This window comes from Streptomyces viridosporus T7A (assembly GCF_008704515.1).
In the GTDB taxonomy this organism is placed as follows: Bacteria; Actinomycetota; Actinomycetes; order Streptomycetales; family Streptomycetaceae; genus Streptomyces; species Streptomyces viridosporus.
Genome location: NZ_CP023700.1, coordinates 2,313,801 through 2,332,732 on the forward strand (window position 1 = coordinate 2,313,801; position 18,932 = coordinate 2,332,732).

The 18,932-nt window shown below is 73.5% G+C and carries 20 protein-coding genes; 10 read left to right on the plus strand and 10 right to left on the minus strand.

The window, feature by feature from the left end; translation table 11 throughout:
- Nucleotides 1-177: 177 nt before the first annotated feature.
- Together uvrB and CP969_RS10885 are read right to left on the minus strand one after the other, a co-directional pair.
- Nucleotides 178-2,328 (minus strand): excinuclease ABC subunit UvrB, encoded by a 2,151-nt coding sequence (gene uvrB / locus CP969_RS10880; protein ID WP_016826767.1) that lies wholly within the window; start codon nt 2,326-2,328, stop codon nt 178-180.
- Nucleotides 2,329-2,368: 40 nt separating this feature from the next.
- A complete protein-coding gene (locus CP969_RS10885; protein ID WP_016826766.1) occupies nt 2,369-3,232 on the minus strand; it encodes an MHYT domain-containing protein in 864 nt (287 codons plus the stop codon).
- Between the two features lie 280 nt (nt 3,233-3,512).
- Here CP969_RS10885 and CP969_RS10890 point away from each other — a divergent pair, with 280 nt between their 5' ends.
- Together CP969_RS10890 and CP969_RS10895 are read left to right on the plus strand one after the other, a co-directional pair.
- Nucleotides 3,513-4,385 carry a glycerophosphodiester phosphodiesterase gene (locus CP969_RS10890; RefSeq protein ID WP_004989512.1) on the plus strand — a complete coding sequence of 291 codons (873 nt, stop codon included), beginning with the start codon at nt 3,513-3,515 and terminating at the stop codon, nt 4,383-4,385.
- Between the two features lie 97 nt (nt 4,386-4,482).
- The gene (locus CP969_RS10895) at nt 4,483-5,037 is read left to right on the plus strand and encodes a methylated-DNA--[protein]-cysteine S-methyltransferase (RefSeq protein ID WP_016826765.1); all 555 of its coding nucleotides are present in this window, start codon (nt 4,483-4,485) and stop codon (nt 5,035-5,037) included.
- A 57-nt stretch (nt 5,038-5,094) separates the two neighbouring features.
- Here CP969_RS10895 and CP969_RS10900 read toward each other — a convergent pair whose 3' ends face one another.
- Nucleotides 5,095-5,523, minus strand: a complete 429-nt coding sequence (locus tag CP969_RS10900) for a VOC family protein (RefSeq protein WP_016826764.1) — start codon at nt 5,521-5,523, stop codon at nt 5,095-5,097.
- 101 nt (nt 5,524-5,624) lie between these two features.
- On the opposite strand from CP969_RS10900, the gene CP969_RS10905 reads away from it, so the two are divergent.
- Both CP969_RS10905 and CP969_RS10910 read left to right on the plus strand, forming a co-directional pair.
- Nucleotides 5,625-6,536: a pseudouridine-5'-phosphate glycosidase gene (locus tag CP969_RS10905; RefSeq protein WP_016826763.1), complete on the plus strand. Its 912-nt coding sequence runs from the start codon at nt 5,625-5,627 to the stop codon at nt 6,534-6,536.
- Entirely contained in the window at nt 6,518-7,450 is a 933-nt protein-coding gene (locus CP969_RS10910) for a carbohydrate kinase family protein (protein WP_150475009.1), read from the plus strand. Before CP969_RS10905 ends, CP969_RS10910 begins: the two co-directional genes overlap by 19 nt.
- A 94-nt stretch (nt 7,451-7,544) precedes the next feature.
- Here CP969_RS10910 and CP969_RS10915 read toward each other — a convergent pair whose 3' ends face one another.
- Nucleotides 7,545-7,973, minus strand: coding sequence for a CBS domain-containing protein (locus CP969_RS10915; RefSeq protein ID WP_026085278.1), 429 nt, complete (start codon nt 7,971-7,973; stop codon nt 7,545-7,547).
- 153 nt (nt 7,974-8,126) lie between these two features.
- On the minus strand, nt 8,127-8,759 hold the full coding sequence (locus CP969_RS10920) for a nucleoside/nucleotide kinase family protein (RefSeq protein ID WP_004989502.1): 633 nt from the start codon (nt 8,757-8,759) through the stop codon (nt 8,127-8,129).
- 120 nt (nt 8,760-8,879) lie between these two features.
- Between CP969_RS10920 and CP969_RS10925 the strand changes: the two genes are divergently transcribed.
- From CP969_RS10925 to CP969_RS10935, 3 genes are all read left to right on the plus strand, one after another.
- Nucleotides 8,880-9,578: a DUF2293 domain-containing protein gene (locus CP969_RS10925; RefSeq protein ID WP_026085277.1), complete on the plus strand. Its 699-nt coding sequence runs from the start codon at nt 8,880-8,882 to the stop codon at nt 9,576-9,578.
- Between the two features lie 143 nt (nt 9,579-9,721).
- Nucleotides 9,722-10,201: an anthrone oxygenase family protein gene (locus CP969_RS10930; RefSeq protein WP_004989498.1), complete on the plus strand. Its 480-nt coding sequence runs from the start codon at nt 9,722-9,724 to the stop codon at nt 10,199-10,201.
- 155 nt (nt 10,202-10,356) lie between these two features.
- Nucleotides 10,357-11,847 carry a glutamate synthase subunit beta gene (locus tag CP969_RS10935; RefSeq protein ID WP_016826758.1) on the plus strand — a complete coding sequence of 497 codons (1,491 nt, stop codon included), beginning with the start codon at nt 10,357-10,359 and terminating at the stop codon, nt 11,845-11,847.
- 158 nt (nt 11,848-12,005) lie between these two features.
- Here the strand turns inward: CP969_RS10935 and CP969_RS10940 are convergent, their stop codons facing one another.
- The 3 genes from CP969_RS10940 to CP969_RS10950 form a co-directional block, all read right to left on the minus strand.
- Nucleotides 12,006-12,809 carry an SAM-dependent methyltransferase gene (locus tag CP969_RS10940; protein ID WP_026085276.1) on the minus strand — a complete coding sequence of 268 codons (804 nt, stop codon included), beginning with the start codon at nt 12,807-12,809 and terminating at the stop codon, nt 12,006-12,008.
- 90 nt (nt 12,810-12,899) lie between these two features.
- Entirely contained in the window at nt 12,900-13,184 is a 285-nt protein-coding gene (locus tag CP969_RS10945) for a DUF397 domain-containing protein (RefSeq protein ID WP_004989488.1), read from the minus strand.
- On the minus strand, nt 13,185-14,045 hold the full coding sequence (locus CP969_RS10950) for a helix-turn-helix domain-containing protein (protein ID WP_004989485.1): 861 nt from the start codon (nt 14,043-14,045) through the stop codon (nt 13,185-13,187).
- A gap of 237 nt (nt 14,046-14,282) precedes the next feature.
- Between CP969_RS10950 and CP969_RS10955 the strand changes: the two genes are divergently transcribed.
- The 3 genes from CP969_RS10955 (at nt 14,283) to CP969_RS10965 (ending at nt 17,765) form a co-directional block, all read left to right on the plus strand.
- Nucleotides 14,283-14,951 (plus strand): ATP-binding protein, encoded by a 669-nt coding sequence (locus CP969_RS10955; protein ID WP_086015519.1) that lies wholly within the window; start codon nt 14,283-14,285, stop codon nt 14,949-14,951.
- A complete protein-coding gene (locus CP969_RS10960; protein ID WP_004989483.1) occupies nt 14,948-15,382 on the plus strand; it encodes a hypothetical protein in 435 nt (144 codons plus the stop codon). Before CP969_RS10955 ends, CP969_RS10960 begins: the two co-directional genes overlap by 4 nt.
- Before the next feature lie 496 nt (nt 15,383-15,878).
- Nucleotides 15,879-17,765, plus strand: a complete 1,887-nt coding sequence (locus CP969_RS10965) for an ABC transporter ATP-binding protein (protein WP_039831709.1) — start codon at nt 15,879-15,881, stop codon at nt 17,763-17,765.
- A 32-nt stretch (nt 17,766-17,797) separates the two neighbouring features.
- Here the strand turns inward: CP969_RS10965 and CP969_RS10970 are convergent, their stop codons facing one another.
- Together CP969_RS10970 and CP969_RS10975 are read right to left on the minus strand one after the other, a co-directional pair.
- Nucleotides 17,798-17,980 (minus strand): hypothetical protein, encoded by a 183-nt coding sequence (locus tag CP969_RS10970; protein ID WP_004989479.1) that lies wholly within the window; start codon nt 17,978-17,980, stop codon nt 17,798-17,800.
- 156 nt (nt 17,981-18,136) lie between these two features.
- On the minus strand, nt 18,137-18,826 hold the full coding sequence (locus CP969_RS10975) for a DUF899 domain-containing protein (RefSeq protein ID WP_016826751.1): 690 nt from the start codon (nt 18,824-18,826) through the stop codon (nt 18,137-18,139).
- Between the last annotated feature and the right edge of the window lie 106 nt (nt 18,827-18,932).

An 18,932-nucleotide genomic window follows, 5' to 3' on the forward strand; every position in this document is an offset into this window, starting at 1 on the left:
CGAACTGTCCCCTGTTGCCGCAAAACCGCGGTTGACCAGAACCCTACGCAGGGGCACGGACGGCGCCGTACCCCGGTCCGCACTTTGTGTCGGTCTTGCAACACAGTCCGTGCGGGGCGGGGCGGGGGCGCGTCGAGGCACCGGTCGCGGGCTGTGGACCGGTGCCTTCCGGCGCCGTCAGGACAGGCCCGCCTCCTGCATCTGCCGCAGTTCCTTCTTCATCTCGGAGACCTCGTCGCGCAGCCGGGCCGCGATCTCGAACTGGAGGTCCGCGGCGGCGGCCCGCATCCGCGCGGTGAGTTCCTCGATCTGCTCGGCGAGTTCGGCGGCGGGACGGTCGGTCGGCGCCGTCTCCCCGGCCTTGCCCTTGGCTCCCTTGGCCGCCTTCGCGCCCTTGGCCGCCTTGGTTCCGAGGGCGGGCACGGGGGTCCTGGTGCCCCCGCCGTCCTTGCCGGCCTTGCGGTAGCCGGATCCGAGCAGCTGCTCGGTGTCGATGTCCTCGCGGGCGATCTGGGCGACGATGTCGTTGATCTTCTTGCGCAGCGGCTGGGGGTCGATGCCGTTCGCCTTGTTGTAGGCGATCTGCTTCTCCCGGCGGCGGTTGGTCTCGTCGATGGCCTTCTCCATCGCCGGGGTGATCTTGTCGGCGTACATGTGGACCTGGCCGGAGACGTTCCGCGCGGCGCGGCCGATGGTCTGGATCAGGGAGGTGCCGGAGCGCAGGAAGCCCTCCTTGTCGGCGTCGAGGATCGCCACCAGGGACACCTCGGGCAGGTCGAGCCCCTCCCGCAGCAGGTTGATGCCGACGAGGACGTCGAACTCGCCGCTGCGCAGCTCCCGCAGCAGTTCCACCCGGCGCAGGGTGTCGACGTCGCTGTGCAGGTACCGCACCTGGATGCCGAGTTCCAGGAAGTAGTCGGTGAGGTCCTCGGCCATCTTCTTGGTGAGCGTGGTGACCAGGACGCGTTCGTCCTTCTCGACGCGCGTGCGGATCTCGTGCACCAGGTCGTCGATCTGGCCCTCGGTGGGCTTGACGACGACCTCCGGGTCGACGAGGCCGGTGGGGCGGATGATCTGCTCGACGACGCCGTCCGAACGGGAGAGCTCGTACTGGCCGGGGGTGGCCGACAGGTAGACGGTCTGGCCGACGCGCTCCTGGAACTCCTCCCACTTCAGCGGCCGGTTGTCCAGGGCGGAGGGCAGCCGGAAGCCGTGGTCGACCAGGGTGCGCTTGCGGGAGGCGTCGCCCTCGTACATGGCGCCGATCTGCGGGACGGTGACGTGCGACTCGTCGATGACGAGGAGGAAGTCGTCCGGGAAGTAGTCCAGCAGGGTGTTGGGCGGGGAGCCGGGCAGGCGGCCGTCGAAGTGCATCGAGTAGTTCTCCACGCCGGAGCAGGTGCCGATCTGGCGGAGCATCTCGATGTCGTAGGTGGTGCGCATGCGCAGCCGCTGGGCCTCCAGGAGCTTGCCCTGCTTCTCCAGTTCGGCCAGGCGCTCGACGAGCTCCTTCTCGATGTCGTTGACCGCGCGCTCCATGCGCTCGGGGCCGGCGACGTAGTGGGAGGCCGGGAAGACGTACAGCTGCTGGTCGTCGCTGATGATCTCGCCGGTGACCGGGTGCAGCGTGGACAGCGCCTCGATCTCGTCGCCGAACATCTCGATGCGCACGGCGAGCTCCTCGTAGACCGGGAAGATCTCGACGGTGTCGCCGCGGACCCGGAAGGTGCCGCGGGTGAAGGCCATGTCGTTGCGCGTGTACTGGATGTCCACGAAACGGCGCAGCAGCTGGTCGCGGTCGATCTCGTCGCCGACCCGGAGGGGGACCATGCGGTCCACGTACTCCTGCGGCGTACCGAGGCCGTAGATGCAGGAGACGGAGGCGACCACCACGACGTCGCGGCGGGTGAGCAGCGAGTTGGTCGCGGAGTGGCGCAGCCGCTCGACCTCCTCGTTGATGGAGGAGTCCTTCTCGATGTAGGTGTCCGACTGCGGGACGTACGCCTCGGGCTGGTAGTAGTCGTAGTACGAGACGAAGTACTCGACGGCGTTGTTCGGCAGCAGCTCGCGGAACTCGTTGGCCAGCTGCGCGGCCAGCGTCTTGTTCGGCGCCATCACCAGGGTGGGGCGCTGGAGCTTCTCGATCATCCACGCCGTGGTGGCGGACTTGCCGGTACCGGTCGCACCCAGGAGGACGACGTCCTTCTCACCTGCTTCGATGCGCCGGGCGAGGTCGGCGATGGCCGTGGGCTGGTCGCCGCTGGGCCGGTAGGAGCTGACGACCTCGAAGGGCGCCACCGTGCGTTCGATGTGGGAAACGGGCCGCATGCCTTCCACCGTACGGCTCCCCACTGACAACCGGTCCGGGTCAGTGCCTCTGCGGGGTGCGGGAGCGGCGTTCGACGGGGCCCCGGACGCGCGGCCGCCGCCGCGCCGGGGAGTGGCGGACGGAGGAGTGGGCGGGTATGCCGGGCTTGCGCTCGGCGGGCACCGCGGCGGGGCCGCCCATCACCATCAGCGGGTCGAAGACCACCACGACGCCCGCGAGGACGAGGAGGGCGAGCGGGCCGACCAGCATCGGCCCGAGCAGCGCCGCCGCGGAGTCCCCCGCGGCGGAGCCGGAGACGCTGTGGACGTGCACGTCGAGCGCGGCCATCCCCGTGTAGTGCATGCCGGTGACCCCCACCCCCATGACGAGGCTCGCGCCCACGCTCCACAGGAAGCCCCCGCTCCGCCCGGCCGCCCACAGGGCGGCGGTGGCGGCGGCCACGGCGATGGTCACGGACAGGGCGACGGTGGGCACGTCGTAGTCCAGACGTCCGTCGAGGCTCATGCCGGCCATGCCGAGGTAGTGCATCGAGGCGATGCCGAGGCCCGTGATGGCGCCCCCGGTGAACAGGGCCGTCCCGGACGCGCCCCGGTAGCCGACGATGAAGATCCCCGTGCCCACCATGACGATGGCGACGCCGAGGCTCGCGAAGGTCATCGCCCGGTCGTAGTGGATCGGCGTCCCCTCGATCGTGAAACCCATCATCGCGACGTAGTGCATCGTCCATATGCCGCAGCCGATGGCCACCGAGCCCAGGGCGAGCCAGCCGGGGCGCCAGGAGCGGGCGACCACCATGGCCCGGGTGGTGCAGCGCAGGCCCAGGGCGCCGCCGAGACAGGCCATGAGGTAGGCCACCAGTGGTGTGACCAGACCGTAGCTGAATCCGTCGACCGTGCTCTGCATGCGCGACTGCCCTCCCGCCCCGTGCGTCCCGGAATTCCCGTTATGATCCCCCTTCCCGGGACCGCACCGGCGGCCGGGGTTGACGCAGAGGGTACGGCCCCCACCGGAACGGCCGAACGGCCGTCCGGCAAAGAAACACGTCTCTGCCCCATATGTGTGCCACCAGTGTGCGCGGTCATGGGCAACTCCGTTCAATCCGCGGTCATCCCGTGCCCCTCTCGCGTTGACCGTCGGCTGTCACAGTGGGACTGTCCGTGATCGTCCGACGCGAGGAGTACGCATGCACGCACGTGCTGTCGCCGCTTCGACCACCGCGCTCCTGGGAACCGCCGCCCTCCTGCTCCCGCTCTCCCCCGCCCGGGCCACCGACACCGGCGCGCCCCCCGTGGTGATAGCCCACCGGGGCGCCTCCGCCTACGCGCCCGAGAACACCCTGGCCGCCGTCGACAGGGCGGCCGCACTCGGCATCGACTGGGTGGAGAACGACGTCCAGCGCACCAAAGACGGTGAACTCGTCGTCCTCCACGACGACAGCCTGCAGCGCACCACCGACGTCGAGGAGGTCTTCCCCGGCCGGGCGCCGTGGAAGGTGAAGGACTTCACCGCCGCGGAGATCGCCCGGCTGGACGCGGGCAGCTGGTTCGACCCCGCGTACACGGGCACGCGCGTGCCGACGCTCGAGCAGTTCGTGGACCGTGTCGAGCAAAACCGTCAGAAGCTGCTGCTGGAGATCAAGAACCCGCAGCTGTATCCCGGTATCGAGCAGGAGACCCTCAAGCTCCTGGGCAACGAGGGCTGGCTCGACCGCCGGCACCTGGAGGGCCGGCTGGTCGTGCAGAGCTTCAGCGCGGACAGCGTGCGGACCGTCCACGCTCTGAAACCCGCGGTGAAGACCGGCTTCCTCGGTACGCCGCCCGTGGCGGACCTGCCCGCGTACGCGGCCTTCACCGATCAGATCAACCCCTCGCACGGTTCCCTCTCCGCCGGGTACGTCACCGCCGTGCACGCCCTCGACGGGGCGCACGGCAAGCCGCTGGAGGTCCTCACCTGGACCGTGAACGACGCGGCGGCCGCCCGGCGGGTCGCCGGGTTCGGGGTCGACGGGATCATCACCAACACGCCCGACGTGGTGCGGGACGCGGTGGGCGGCTAGAGGCGTCCCCGCGCGCCGCTCCTCGCCCCGTTCCACCCCGTCCGCTCCGCCCCCGTCTCGTCCCGGTGTTGTCAGTGGCGGGTCCTACGGTGGGCGCATGGACAGTCATGGGCAGTACGAGCAGCGGGTCGTGTGGGCCGTCGTCGCCACCGGCATCGGCCCGTTGCTGCTGGCCGCGACCCGTGAGGGCCTGGTCAACGTGGTGTTCCACGCCACGGACCCGGTGCGCGACGGCGCGCTGGAGCGGCTGGCGTCCCGGCTCGGCACCGAGCCCGTCGAGGAGCCCGGCTCCCCCCTGCTGGCCGAGGCGATACGCCAGGTCGAGGCGTACTTCGCGGGCGAGCGGCACGCTTTCGACCTGCCGCTGGACTGGTCGCTGGTCTCGGGCTTCCCCCGCGAGGTCCTGCGGGAGCTGGCCTCCGGCGTGCCGTTCGGCGCGGTCGTCGGGTACGGCGACCTGGCCGAGCGGGTCGGGCAGCCCGGCGCCGCCCAGGCGGTGGGCATGGCGATGGGCGCCAACCCGCTGCCGGTGGTCGTGCCCTGCCACCGGGTCGTGGAGAGCGACGGCGGCATCGGCGGGTTCGGGGGCGGGCGGGAGACCAAGCGCCGGCTGCTGGCCCTGGAGGGCGTGCTGCCCGAGCCGCTGTTCTGACGGCTCGGGCGGCACGGCCGCCCGGCGGGGGCCTCCGGCCGGTCGCGGGGTCCTCGGTCAGTCGTAGTGACGCGCTTCGAGGACGTTGCCGTCCGGGTCGCGGAAGTAGAAGCTGCGCCTGGCCGGGCCGCGCGCCCCGAAGGAGTCGTGCGAGAGGTCCGTCACCGGTACGGACTGCTCCTCGAGGCGGCTGCGGAGGGTGTCGAAGCCGTCGGCCGGCAGGGACAGGCAGATGTGGTTGACGGGGTGGCCGGAGCTCTCGGCGGCGCCGGGAAGCATCGTCATGCGTTCCGCCATGGCCAGCGGCATGAGGTCGAGGATGGTCTCCTCGTTGACGCGCACCGAGGGGAAGGGGACCTCGCCGACGGAGAACTCGGCGAGCCTGACGGGTTCGAGGCCCACCGCCTTCTCGTAGAAGCCGGCGGCGGCGATCGGGTCCCGCACCCAGAGGACGACGTGGTCGAGACGTGTCGTGTGATCCGTCATGTGTCCCAGCCTCCGCCGTGACCGCGGCGGCGCACAAGGGGTTTGATCCGGCTCGCGGCCCGCCAGGGATGAGGGGAGACCGGGAGACGGGAGGCGGACGCGTGGTGCTCATGGTGTCCGAAGAGGTGCGGGAGGCGATCGCCGCGGGCCGGCCGGTGGTGGCCCTGGAGTCCACGATCATCGCGCACGGGCTGCCCCGGCCGCGCAACCTCCGGGTGGCGCTGGAGCTGGAGGCGGCCGTACGGCAGGAGGGTGCGGTACCGGCCACGGTCGCCGTGCTGGACGGCCGGCCCCGGGTCGGCCTGGACGAGGGGCAGTTGGAGCGGGTGGCCGACGAGGACGGCATCCGCAAGCTGGGCCACCGTGACCTGCCGCTCGCGGTGGCCGGCGGGGCGAGCGGGGCGACCACGGTGTCGGCCACCGCCCTGCTGGCGTCGCTGGCGGGCGTACGGGTGTTCGCGACCGGGGGACTCGGCGGGGTGCACCGGGAGTGGACGGTGACCCAGGACGAGTCGGCCGACCTGGGTCTGCTGGCGCGTACCCGGATCACCGTGGTGTGCGCGGGGGTGAAGTCGATCCTGGACGTGCCGGCGACGTTGCAGAGACTGGAGACCCTGGGGGTCGCGGTCGCCGGGTACGGCACGGACCGCTTCCCCGGCTTCTACCTGTCCGACTCGGGGCATCCCGTGGACTGGCGGCTGGACACCCCGGAGCAGGTGGCGGACGTCATGCGGGCGCAGGACTCGCTCGGCGGGCCCGCATCGGCGCTGATCGTGGCCCGGCCGGTTCCCGCGGAGGAGCAGTTGGATCCCGGGCTGCACGCACGGGTGCTCGAGGAGGCGCTGCACGCGTGCGAGGAGCAGGGCGTCACCGGCCAGGCGGTCACCCCGTTCCTGCTCGACCACCTGGTCCGCCGCACCGACGGCGCCTCCCTGACCGCCAACCTGGCGGCGGTCCGGGGCAACGTACGCCTGGCGGCACGCGTCGCGGCGGCCTGGGCCGCCGGGCAGTGACGGGGGCCGTGCGGGGCGGGGCGCTGCTGGTCGTGGGTGACGTGATCACGGACGTGGTCGCCCGGCACCGGGGGCCGCTCGCTCCGGGGACGGACACGGCGGCGGCGATCCGGACGCTGCCCGGCGGCGCGGGGGCCAACGTGGCCTGCTGGGCGGCGCGCCGGGGCGGCGGCGAGGTGCGGCTCCTCGGCCGGGTGGGGGCGGACGCGGCGGCCTGGCACGAGCGGGAACTGGTCGCCCGGGGGGTGCGCCCCCTGCTCGTCGTCGACGAGCGGGCGCCGACGGGGACGGTGATCTGCCTCGTCGACGGGGACGCGGCCGGCGAACGGACCTTCCTCACCGACAGCGGCGCGTCGCTGCGGCTGGATCCCGGTGACTGGTCGGACGCGCTGCTGGACGGAGTGGCGCGGCTGCACCTGTCGGGCTATCTCCTGTTCGCCGAAGCGGGCCGTGCCCTCGTCGCGGTGGCCCTGAGGGCGGCACGCGCGCGGGGGGTGCCGGTGAGCCTGGACCCGGCGTCGGCCGGGTTCCTCGCGCGGCTGGGCGCCGACCGGTTCCTGACGCTGGTCGAGGGCGTGGACGTCCTGCTGCCCAGCCGGGACGAGGCGTGCCTGCTCACGGGTTCGTCCGAGGCGGCGGACGCGGCGGCGCGGCTGAGCCGGCACGTCCCGCTGGTGGTGGTCAAGCAGGGCGCGGAGGGCGCCCTGCTCGCGCGGTCCGGCGAGGTGTGCGCACGCGTTCCCGCGGTGCGGGCGGTCCCCCGGGACACCACGGGCGCCGGTGACGCCTTCACCGGCGCGTTCCTCGCGGCCCTGCTCGCGGGCGCCGACCCGGAGCAGGCGGCGCGGGAGGGGTGCGGGGCGGGTGCACGGGCGGTGGAACGGACAGGGGGCCGCCCACCCGTGCTCCCCTGACGCACGGCGCCCGGTGACCGGGAGGCGGCGGCAACGGACGCGCCGGCCGCACCCGGCTCCGGCCCGCCCGGGCCTCCCGTGCGGCGGGCCGCGGTCAGCCCGCGGCGGTCCTGGCGTAGACGTTCTCGGCCCAGGTGGCGATCTGGTCGTCCGACAGGTGCCGGGCGAGGTCGGCCTCGCTGATCATGCCGACGAGGCGCTTGTTCTGGATGACGGGAAGCCGGCGGATCCGGTGCGTCTGCATCTCCTGGAGGACCTCGCTGATGTCGGCGTCCGCCTCGATCCAGCGCGGTGTCCCCTGGGCCATGTCGCCCGCGGTGACCCGGGCCGGATCGTGTCCCACGGCGACGCAGCCGACGACGATGTCGCGGTCGGTGAGGATGCCGCACAACCGTTCGTTCGCGTCGCTGATGGGTAGGGCGCCGACGTTCAGCTCGCGCATCAACTGGGCGGCACGGTCGAGGGTTTCGTGGGCGGGGATCCACTGGGCGCCACGGTGCATGATGTCTCCGGCGGTGGTCATGGAGTACCTCCCGGTGCCGGACGGCCGGCGCGGCACGGGGCGCACCGCGAGTCCCGGCGTCCCTCATTCTCGTCGCCCCGCCCGCCCACGGCACCCGGAGGAAGCGGCTCGGGCCGGGCGTCCGGCCCGCCGGGCCCCGCGGTCCCGGCGGTCTCAGCCGCGCCATGCCGGATGCCTCGGATCGTCGGCCCGCACCAGCACGTCCGCCGTCCCGGCCGGGTCCGTCTCCCGTTCGTAGCGTGCGAAGGCGGGGAGGGTCCAGTGCTCGGCCTCCGGGGTGCGGCGGCGCAGGGCGCCCGGGGAGAGGAGGAGGTGGACGGTCAGGTCGAAGGGGAACCAGTGCCGCAGGAGGAGCGGGCCGTGCAGCACCAGCACACCGCCGGGCGGGAGCCGGACGTAGGGGCTGCGGGTGGCGCGGTCGGTGACGGGGTCCCACAGGTCGGGCAGGACCCGTCCGCTCCCGCCGGGTTCGAGGGGACCGAACACCTCGCGCCACAGGGCTCCGGTGTCGTACCAGCCGCCGTAGTAGGACTCCACGTCCCGGTGTCCGTGCTCGAGGCGGACGGAGGCGGGGCGCAGGAAGCCCTCGGCGCCCACGACGAGGGAGGGGCGGCCGCGTATCCGCAACGCCTCGGCGACCCGCTCGGCGAGGTCTCCCGGGCGGGCGGCGGGGGCTCCGTCGACGGCGAGCCGCAGCCAGGGACCGCCGTCGGCCGCCCTCAGCTCCAGCAGGCGCTCGGCGAGGAGGTCGCCGAGCCGATCCCAGGTGATCGCTTCCAGTCGCACACCGCCCATGATGCGTCAACGGCCGGCGCGGGAGCGGGGCGCCGCACGGACGCCCACCGGATGCGGCCCACGGCGCCCGGCACGTGGTCCCCGTCCGGTCGAGGGGGGAAGGAAAGACCTATGGAACCCCGTTCAATTCCCCCTCTCTTCAACGGACTTGTCGTCCACCGGCCGGTCAGGAGACGTCACTGCGCCGACTGCCGCCGCGGCCCCCTCCCCCTGCTGGTGAGGGAGAACGGCGCGCCGCGCTGTCTCGACTGCGCCGATCTGGGCCATCTCGTTCTCCTGCCGCGCGGCGACACGGCGCTCACCCGCAGGGCGCGGGAGGAGAGCACGCTGTCCGCGGTGGTCGTGCGGTTCGACCGGCGCAGGGGCCGCTACGAGCGGCAGGGCGTCCTGGTGGAGGAGGAGGCGCTGGCCCGGGCCGAGCGGCGCTGTCTCGCGGACGCCGAGGCACGCCGGCGGCGCCGGGCACGGGACGCACGGCGGCGGGCGGCCGAGGACGCGCGGTTCACGGAGGCCTTCGCGGCGGAGATACGGCGGCTGTTCCCCGGGTGTCCCGCCGAGCGGGCCCGGTCCGTCGCCGCGCACACCTCGGTCCGGGGCAGCGGACGGGTGGGCCGGAGCGCGGCGGGCCGGGCGTTGTCCGAGGGGGCGGTGGTCTCGGCGGTCGCGGCGTCCGTACGGCATCTGGACACGCCGTACGACCGCCTGCTGATGAGCGGGGTGCCCCGGAACGAGGCGCGGCGGCGGATCGCCCCCGCCGTGGAGAGGGTGCTGGCGCAGTGGTCGCGGGCCCGGCCGGACTCCGCCGGGTGACGGGACGTGCCGCCGCCCGTGGAGGCTCGCGCATGCCGCCGCGCTCCTCGGCCATGGCCGGGCGTGCCCCTCCTCGCGTTCACTCGGGGTGACGGTGGAGGCGATGAGGGCCGGGCGGGGTCCCGGCCGACGGGGTGGACGACATGACCGAGGGGCCGTACTTCGTGCTGACGGTGCTGGGCGTGCTCGGGACCGGGCTGGTGGCCGGGGTCTTCTGCGGCTTCTCGGCCTTCGTGATGAAAGGGCTCGCGGCCCTGCCGCCCGCGCGGGGCGTCGCCGCGATGCAGGCGATCAACGCGGCGGCGGTGCGGCCGGCCTTCATGGCGCTGTTCCTCGGTTCGACGGTGCTGTGCGCGGCGCTCACCGTGGTGGCGTCGGTGCGGTGGCCCACCGAGGGGGCGGTCGAGTCGCTGGTGGGCGGCGCGCTGTACCTGCTCGGGTCCTTCGGGCTCACCGCGGTCGCGAACGTCCCGCGCAACGACGCGCTGGCCGGACTCGACCCGGAGGGTGCGGAGGCGTCCGCGTACTGGCCGTCCTATGTGCGCGCGTGGACGGCGTGGAACCACGTCCGCACGGTCGCCTCGGCCGGGGCGGCGACGGCCTACCTCCTGGCGCTCACCTGACGGACCCGCCGTCCCGGCCCTCGGGAAAGCGCTGTCCGGCACCCTGCGGGTCCGCGCGAGCGGACGTATCGTGACCGGGGAGGCGGCCTGACGGCGGCCGGGGGTGCCGCCCGACGACGCACGGCCCGTCACCCGCGCACGCAAGGAAGACGGCCATGGCCGATCCCAAGGGTTTCTTGACCACGCCGCGCCAGGAGTGGCCGCGCAGGCCGGTGGAGGAACGGGTCCGGGACTGGCGGGAGGTCCATGTTCCCGGGGCGCTGCTGCCCCTCATCGGTCCGCAGGCCGACCGCTGCATGGACTGCGGGGTCCCGTTCTGCCACGACGCCTGCCCGTTGGGCAATCTGATCCCCGACTGGAACGACCTGGTCGCGCGCGAGGACTGGCGGGCCGCGGCGGAGCGGCTGCACGCCACCAACAACTTCCCGGAGTTCACCGGCCGGTTGTGCCCGGCTCCCTGCGAGGCCGGCTGCGTCCTCGCCATCAACCAGCCCGCCGTCACCATCAAGAACGTCGAGTGCGCCATCGCCGACCGGGCCTGGGAGGAGGGCTTCGCGCCGCCGGCCCCGCCGGAGCGGCTCTCCGGCCGAACGGTCGCGGTCATCGGCTCGGGGCCCACCGGACTGGCCGCGGCCCAGCAGTTGACCCGGGCCGGTCACACGGTCGCCGTGTACGAGCGGGACGACCGGATCGGCGGGCTGATGAGGTACGGCATCCCCGAGTTCAAGATGGAGAAGCACCATCTGGAACGACGCATCGAGCAGATGCGGGCCGAGGGCACGAGGTTCCGCACGTCCACGACGGTCGGGCGCGATGTCGACGCCGCCGAACTGCGGGCCCGTTACGACGCGCTGGTGATCGCCACGGGGGCGACCGCGTGGCGGGAGCTTCCCGTACCGGGGCGCGAACTCACCGGGATCCACCAGGCGATGGAGTACCTGCCGCTGGCCAACCGGGTGTGCGCGGGGGACCTGGAGTCGTCGCCGCTGTCGGCCGCGGGCCGGCACGTGGTGATCGTCGGCGGCGGGGACACGGGCGCCGACTGCCTGGGCACGGCCGTGCGGGAGGGCGCCGCGTCCGTGACCCAGCTCGACATCTACGGCCGGCCGGGCACCGAGCGGGACGACGACGCCGACCCCTGGCCGACGTACCCCAGGCTCTACCGGCTGTCCGCCGCGCACGAGGAGGCCCGCGACCTGCGCACGGCCCCGGCGGCGGACGCGGACGCGCGCCTGTTCGCGGCGTCCACCCTGCGCTTCACCGGTGACGCGCAGGGGCATGTGCGTTCCCTGCACCTGGTCGAGGTGGACGCCGGGCGCCGGCCCGTGCCGGGTACCGAGCGCACCCTGCCCGCCGATCTCGTGCTGCTCGCGCTCGGCTTCTCGGGTCCGGACCGGACGGACGGGCTCATCGACCGGCTGGGGCTCGCGCTGGAGCCGCGCGGCACGCTCGCGCGGGACGCCGGCTTCGCCACCGGCGTGCCGGGCGTGTTCGCGGCCGGGGACGCCGCCCGCGGGCAGTCGCTCATCGTGTGGGCGATCGCCGAGGGCCGCGCGGTGGCGGCGGCCGTCGACCGCCACCTGTCGGGCGGCACCACACGGCTCCCGGCGCCCATCGGTCCGGACGACCGGCCGATGAGGGTCTGACCGGCACCGGGCGCACGGCCGCGCCGGTCCCCCGCACGCCGCACGGGGCCGGCGTCCCGCGCGGCACGGGTGGTCGCCCGCGCCGGCCCGCCGTCCGGGACGGGCGGGCCGCCGCGGGCGGAACGGTGCCGGAACGCGGGCTCCCGCCCCACCGGGGCTCAGGGCTTGCGCCCCACCGCCCCGTAGCCCGGGATCACCCCGTCGTCCTGCCCCTCCACCGGCTCCCCCAGCTCGGGGTGCCACCGGTGCGGCACCTGGACGCCGGGCTCGACCAGCTCGAGACCGTCGAAGAAGCGGGTGAACTCCTCGCGGGAGCGCAGCGCCAGGGTGACGCCCGCGGCCTTGAGCTTCTCGGTGGCCGCCTTCGACTCCTCGGGGGTGAAGTCGGCCGTCGCGTGGGTGACGACCAGGTGGCTGCCGGAGGGCAGGGCCGCCAGCAGCCGTCCGACCAGGTCGTGCGCCCCGTCCTCGTCGGGGACGAAGTGCAGCAGCGCGATGAGCGACAGCGCGACCGGCTCGGTGAGGTCGAGGACCTTCCGCGCGCCCTCCAGGATGCTGTCCGGATCGCGCACGTCCGCCTGGAGGTACTCGGTCGCCCCCTCGTCCGTGCCGCGCAGCAGGGCCGCCGCGTGGGCCAGCACGATGGGGTCGTTGTCGCAGTACACGACGCGCGCCCCGGGCGTGATCCGCTGGGCGACCTGGTGGAGGTTGGGCTCGGTGGGGATGCCGGTGCCGACGTCGAGGAACTGGCGTATGCCCCGGCCGACCAGCCAGCGCGTGGCCCGGTGCATGAACGCGCGGTTCACCCGCGCCATCACCGGCACCCTCGGGTCCAGGGCCAGCATCTGCCGGCCCATGGCCTCGTCGACCGGGTAGTTGTCCTTGCCGCCGAGATACCAGTCGTACATCCGTGCGGGATGGGGCCTGCTCGTGTCGATCTCGACGGGGGACTGCCCGGTCATGACGGACTCCATAAGTCTCTGCAGTTGTCAGTGGTCAATGCGGTGCCATATCACAAGTCAGGAAATAAAAAGCAGGACGCACAACAAGGTTCAGGACAGCAGGAAGTCCGCCTCCCCCGCCTTCGCTCCCTCGATGAAGGCCGTCATCTCGGCGGAGGTGTAGATGAGCGCCGGCCCGTCCGGATCGGTGGACTGCCGTACGGCGATCCGGCCGTCGTCGAGCTTCATCGCCTCCAGGCAGTTGCCTCCGTTGCCGCCGCTCCACGGCTTGTGCCAGCCCTCACTGCCCAGCTCCCGCGCGGGCATGCCGTTGTAGATCCGCTCGGTGCGGGCCCGCGGTCGGGGCAGGGACGTCAGGGACTCCACGAGTTCCATTCACAGCTCCTTGCGGAGATCCCGGAGGATCTCCTTCGTGCGATGTGCCGTAGCGGCCTGCGCCGCCATGCGGTCCATGACCTCGAGGTGGGTCGCCACCTCGGCGCGCGCGTCCAGGTAGACGGCGCCGGTCAGGTACTCGCTGTAGACCATGTCCGGCAGTTCGGGCATGGCGAATCGGAACAGCACGAAGGGCCCGTACGTGCCGGGGTGCGGCCCGCTGGAGAACGGGGCGACCTGCAGCGTCACGTTGGGCAACTTCGTGGCCTCGAGCAACTTGTCGATCTGGGCACGCATCACCTCCGGGCCGCCGACCGGGCGGCGCAGCGCGGTCTCGTCCATCACGACCCACAGCCGGGGCGCGTCCTCGCGGGTGAGCAGTTCCTGCCGTTGCGTGCGCAGGTCGACGTGGCGCTCGATGTCCTCGGGCCGCGTCTGCCCGACGGCGCCCGAGCGCAGCACCCCGCGCGCGTAGTCCTCGGTCTGGAGCAGTCCGGGGACGAAGTGGGGTTCGTAGCTGCGAATGAGGGAGGCCGCGCCCTCCAGGCTGACGTACATCGAGAACCAGCCGGGCAGGATGTCGTGGAAGCGCTGCCACCAGCCGGGCCGGTTGGCCTCCTCCGCCAGCTGCACGAACGCGTCGGCCTCGTCCTCGCAGACGCCGTAGGCCTTCAGCAGGAGCTGGAGGTACGGGATCTTCAGCGCGACCTCGGCCATCTCCATGCGGCGGACGGTGGCGGGGGCGACACGGAGGATGCGGGCGGCTTCCTCCCGCTTGAGTCCCGCGCGTTCCCGCAGGTCCAGCAGGCGCCGACCGAGGACGACCTGCCCGACCGTCGGCGCGGACCGCGGTTCGCTCACGCTCCACCTCCACGAGAAGAATTCCTGACAGCCCGGCGGCGCCCGTTCGACGGTCCGCCCCGGGAACCCGCCCGTCCGGCCACCACTCCGACCATGTGTTCGAACGGGTCTTCGGCGGCCTCAACCGACGCCGCGCGAGGTGCTGTTGCGAGCAGTGTGCCACGCCCGTCCAGACCGTCACACAGCACTCTGCATTTTTCAGAGTGACACTTGCCAAGTGTTCACGGCGGGGCGATAGTGGCAAGCGTGATTCCGTCCGCGCCCTTAGGAACAGACGCCGTCGCAGGCCCTCTCGGTCTCGGCGCCCCCTCGGAAGACGACCCCGCGGGGGCCGCTGCCGAGCGCCGGTTCCGTTTCGAACTGGCCGCCCATCCGGGTTCCCCCGCTCAGGCCAGACGCCTGACGAGATCACGGCTGACCGGCTGGTCGGTGTGCGAGGACACCCGCGACACAGCGGCCCTGGTCGTCTCCGAACTGGTCACCAACGCCATCGTGCACACGGCGAGCAGCCGCATCGTCTGCGAGCTGCAGGACGGCGACGGCCTCGTGCGCATAGCCGTGCGGGACGAGGGCTGCGCACCGGACCAGCCGCGGGCGAACACCCTGCAGCGGCCGGAGGAGGAGCACGGGAGGGGCCTGCTCCTCGTCGACGCCCTGTGTCACGCGTGGGGCACCCGCGAGCACGGTCCCGGACTGCTGGTCTGGGCCGACCTGCCCCGCCAGGCCGGCATCCCGCCCGATCCCGCAAAACCCCGCAACGACCTGGGCTGGGGCGCCCGCCCGACCCCCGGGCCGCCCCACGGCCCGGACGACGGCGACGGCGACCGGCCCGACGAGCAGCGCCGCGCGGCGGAGAACCTGGTCCCGCCCTCGCGCCGGTACCACCCGGACGGGGGGCGGCCGTGACGGTCACGTCCGGCGCCCGGGTGCTGCACCTGGACACGCTGGTCCGCCTCCAGCGCGGACACCGCGCCCCCGGCACGCTCCGGCGGCTCCCGGTGCCCGACGGCATGACGGCCCCGATGGGCTGCGACGCGGTGGCGGTCCCCGCCCGCCTCGGCCCCCTGGTGATGCCCCGGCTGCCCCGGGTGGGCTGCGTCTACGCCGACGCGGCGCACTGGTGGTGGCTGGTCCCGTCCGACTCGGACTACGCCCTGGAGTGGCCCGCCCCCGCGCGCTACGCCACCGGCGCGGTCCTCCACGACACCCCGGACCTGCCCGGTCTGATCCACCGCCCCGACGGCACGCTCCCCTACACACCGCCGATACCGCTCTACCTCACCCTGTGCCGGCTGACGGGCACCGCACCGGCCTGGTCCCGCCCGGTCAGCGCGTAGCCGGCGGGCCGGCGCCCTTCCCACGCCCCCGCGCCACGCCCCCCGCACCGCGCCCCTGTGTGCCCGGCCCCGCGCACGGTCCTCCGTCCGCGCACCCGGGCTCGGCCCTCGGTGCCCCCGCCCCGGCCGGTCCCCCCGGCCCGTGCGCCCGCACGCCTCCTCCGCCCCGTCCCGCGCCCTGCCCCCGGTGGACCGTGCCCCGCCATAGTGACCGTCCGTCGGGATCGGCGAGCGGGGGAGGCCAGCGGTGGGAGACACACGGGGCTCCGGCGACCGGGGGGCACGGTCACGGAGCAAGCCGCGGAACGGGGCACGGAACACGGGCACACCGGGACCGGACCGCGCACCGGGACCGGACGGACCGCCGGGGCCGGACCGTCCCGGCGGGCGGAAGGAACCCCGGCGCTCCGCCCGCCGCGGGAAACGCCCCGCATCCGGCGCCCCGCCCCTCTCCGAGTCCGAGCGCCTGCTCTTCGGGGGGCCGCTGCGCTACGACATGGGCTGGAACCAGCACAGCGACGCCTTCCTGGAGCTGGGCTTCCGCGCCATGATCACCCGGTTGCCCGCCCTGCTGGCCTCCAGCCTCCGGCTCGCCCTGCAGGCCGACCGGCGGGCCGCGCGGACCGTGCTGGCCGCCGAGGTGGGCCGGGGCCTGGCCCAGGCGGTGAGCCTGCTCGCGGTCAACAGCGTCCTGGGCCGGCTGCTGGGCGGCGGCCCGATCGAGGAGCGGTTGCGCGACGCCGTGCCCGCCCTCGTCGCGGTGGCCGCCGTCATGCTGGTCGCGGCGCTGCTGCGGGCGGCGAGCACCTACGCCACCGGGCGCCTCGAACCCAAGGTCGAGCGGGTGGCGACCGAGCTGTACCTGGAGCGCGCCGCGGCCGTGGAGCTGGCCGCGATCGAGGACCACGCCTTCCACAAACTGCTGGACACCGCCCAGTACGGCGCCTCCTCGGCCCGCCGCATGATCATGTACGGCGCACGGGTGATCAACGCGATGATCTCGCTGGTCGCGGCGGCCGGTGTGCTCACCGTGCTGCATCCGGCGCTGCTCCCGCTGCTGGCGACGATGACCCTGCCGAGCGCCTGGAGCGCGCTGACGAACGCGCGCCGCCGCTACGCCTCGTTCCACACCTGGGTGCAGCACGCCCGCGCCGGCCAGTTGATCAGCCGCCTGCTCACCGAGCCGGAGGCGGCACCGGAGATCCGGGTGCACGGCGTCGGCCCCTTCCTGCTGCGCCACTTCCGGGCGATGTCGGAGACCGCGGAGGCCGAGCAGGCCCGGCTGGCCCGGCTTGCGGCCCGCACGGGTCTGATCGCGGCGACGTGGACGGGGCTGGCGACGGTGGCGACGTACGCCACGCTCGGCGGGCTGCTGCTGGCCGGGGCGATGGCGCTGTCGGTCGCGGGCACGGCGGTGATCGCGATCCGCACCGGCTCGGCGAGCCTGGAGACCCTGGTCCTGGAGGTGAACCAGCTGCACGAGGAGGCCCTGTTCGTGGGCGATCTGCAGCGGCTGTACGTCGAGGCGGCCGAGCGCGCGATCCCCGTCGGCGGTCTCCCCCTGCCGGAGGACCCCCGGGAGATCCGCTTCGAGAACGTCACCTTCCGCTACCCGGGCGACGCCGCCCGCCCCGCCCTGGACGACGTCTCGCTCGCCCTCCCGCTGGGCCGGATCGTGGCGCTGGTCGGCGAGAACGGCTCCGGCAAGACCACCCTGGTCAAACTGCTCGCCGGGCTGTACACACCCGAGCGGGGACGGATCCTGTGGGACGACGTGGACGCGGCGGCCGTGGACCGGCACCGGCTGGCCGAGCGCATCGCGATGGTGGCGCAGGACTTCAAGCGGTGGCCGTTCACGGCGCGGGTGAACGTCGTCCTGGGGCGGCCGTCGGCACCGGTGAGCGAGGAGCGGCTGGCCGCCTCGATCGCCGAGGCCGGGGCCGAGGCGGTGGTCGCGGACCTGCCGCGCGGCCTGGACACCCTGCTGGCCCGGCACTTCAGCGGGGGCCACGAGCTGTCCGGGGGGCAGTGGCAGCGGCTGGGCATCGCCCGGGCCGCGTACCGGCGCGGACGCATCCTGATCGTGGACGAGCCGACGGCCGCCCTGGACGCCCGGGCCGAGCTGGAGGTCTTCGACCGGATCCGGGCCCTGGCGGACAGCGGCCAGACGGTGGTGCTGATCACCCACCGGCTGGCGTCCGTGCGCCACGCGGACCTGGTGCACGTGCTCGACCAGGGCAAGCTGGTGGAGTCCGGATCACCGGACGAGCTGCTGGCCGCGGGGGGCCTCTACGCCGAGCTGTACGCACTCCAGGCGGAACAGTTCACCGCACCGCCCTCGTCGTCCCCGCCCGGCAGGGTGCCGTCGCCGAAGGCGGGCTGAGCCGTCCGGTCCGGCCGCTCGGGCGGCACCGCTCACGCCGTCGCGTCACCGCCGTCGCCGCTCCGTACGATCACCAGGAACATGTCGGTAGCCAGGTCCATGACGACCTCGGCGGGCAGGCCCTCCAGACGCCGCGCCTGCGCGAACTCCTCCGCCGGCCAGGACCCGCGCGGCCCACCTGCGGGAAAGCGTTCGAGCACCGTTCGCCCGTTCACCCTGCCACCTCCATGTAGCGCTGTACTCGTAGAGTTAAACGCCAACCATGGGGCGGACGCCTCGTCCGGTGACGGTACTGAGACGTAGTTGACACCCGTTCACCGCACAATGTGAGCGGGCTCTCATCTTTTCGGAGCAACCCGTCACCGTCCGTGTCAGTCGTCGTACTCGTCGTGGTAGCGGATGTGCTCGCTTCCCACAGGCGCCCCGAGAGCCGACGCGCGTCCCTCGGGCTCCTCCCACTCCTCCTGCCGGCCGAGCGCGGTGAGGTCCAGCAGGCTGGTGGTCGAACCGAGCCCGTCGAGGCCGCGTCCGTACGTCGAGTAGGTGTGGAAGACCCGGTCGCCGTTCTGCAGGAAGCAGCTGAGGCCGGGCCGCTCGACGCGTTCGCCCCCGTGCACGAGGGACGCCTCGAAGTCCTCGCCGAAGTCGCCGTGGTACGAGGAGTACCACGGCAGGATCCAGCCCATCCGGGCCTTGAACGGCAGGATCCTCCTGTACGGCGCCCGGGAGACGGCCGCGAACGTGGTGCCGCGCGCGTGCAGGTGGGCGAGATGCCCGATCTGGTCCAGGAAGGCCGAGCAGCAGCGGCACCCGGCGTCCCACTCGGGGGCGAACGCGAAGTGGTGGACGACGAGCTGCTGCCGCCCCTCGAACAGGTCGAGCAGCGTGACCTTGCCGTCGCCGCCCTCGAACACGTACTCCCGGTCGATCGCCACCATGGGCAGGCGGCGCCGCTCGGCGTGGAGAGCGTCCCGCGCGCGGGTGACGGCCTTCTCCTTGACCAGCAGTTCCTCGCGCGCCGCGCGCCACCGGGCGCGCGAGACGATCTCCGGAAGCGACATGGTTCCTCCTGTGCGACGGTCCCGTTGCGGAAGGTGACCGCGCGGGGAGGCGGAACTCATCGTTCGCCCGCCGGATTCCTCCCGGCCTTCCTCCGGCTCTCCTCCC

Excerpts from the sequence above, each read along its gene's own strand:
- uvrB (WP_016826767.1), bottom strand. The coding sequence starts at position 2,328 with ATGCGGCCCGTTTCCCACATCGAACGCACGGTGGCGCCCTTCGAGGTC.
- CP969_RS10885 (WP_016826766.1), bottom strand. The coding sequence starts at position 3,232 with ATGCAGAGCACGGTCGACGGATTCAGCTACGGTCTGGTCACACCACTG.
- CP969_RS10890 (WP_004989512.1), top strand. The coding sequence starts at position 3,513 with ATGCACGCACGTGCTGTCGCCGCTTCGACCACCGCGCTCCTGGGAACC.
- CP969_RS10895 (WP_016826765.1), top strand. The coding sequence starts at position 4,483 with ATGGACAGTCATGGGCAGTACGAGCAGCGGGTCGTGTGGGCCGTCGTC.
- CP969_RS10900 (WP_016826764.1), bottom strand. The coding sequence starts at position 5,523 with ATGACGGATCACACGACACGTCTCGACCACGTCGTCCTCTGGGTGCGG.
- CP969_RS10915 (WP_026085278.1), bottom strand. The coding sequence starts at position 7,973 with ATGACCACCGCCGGAGACATCATGCACCGTGGCGCCCAGTGGATCCCC.
- CP969_RS10925 (WP_026085277.1), top strand. The coding sequence starts at position 8,880 with ATGGAACCCCGTTCAATTCCCCCTCTCTTCAACGGACTTGTCGTCCAC.
- CP969_RS10930 (WP_004989498.1), top strand. The coding sequence starts at position 9,722 with ATGACCGAGGGGCCGTACTTCGTGCTGACGGTGCTGGGCGTGCTCGGG.
- CP969_RS10935 (WP_016826758.1), top strand. The coding sequence starts at position 10,357 with ATGGCCGATCCCAAGGGTTTCTTGACCACGCCGCGCCAGGAGTGGCCG.
- CP969_RS10940 (WP_026085276.1), bottom strand. The coding sequence starts at position 12,809 with ATGACCGGGCAGTCCCCCGTCGAGATCGACACGAGCAGGCCCCATCCC.
- CP969_RS10945 (WP_004989488.1), bottom strand. The coding sequence starts at position 13,184 with ATGGAACTCGTGGAGTCCCTGACGTCCCTGCCCCGACCGCGGGCCCGC.
- CP969_RS10965 (WP_039831709.1), top strand. The coding sequence starts at position 15,879 with ATGGGCTGGAACCAGCACAGCGACGCCTTCCTGGAGCTGGGCTTCCGC.
- CP969_RS10975 (WP_016826751.1), bottom strand. The coding sequence starts at position 18,826 with ATGTCGCTTCCGGAGATCGTCTCGCGCGCCCGGTGGCGCGCGGCGCGC.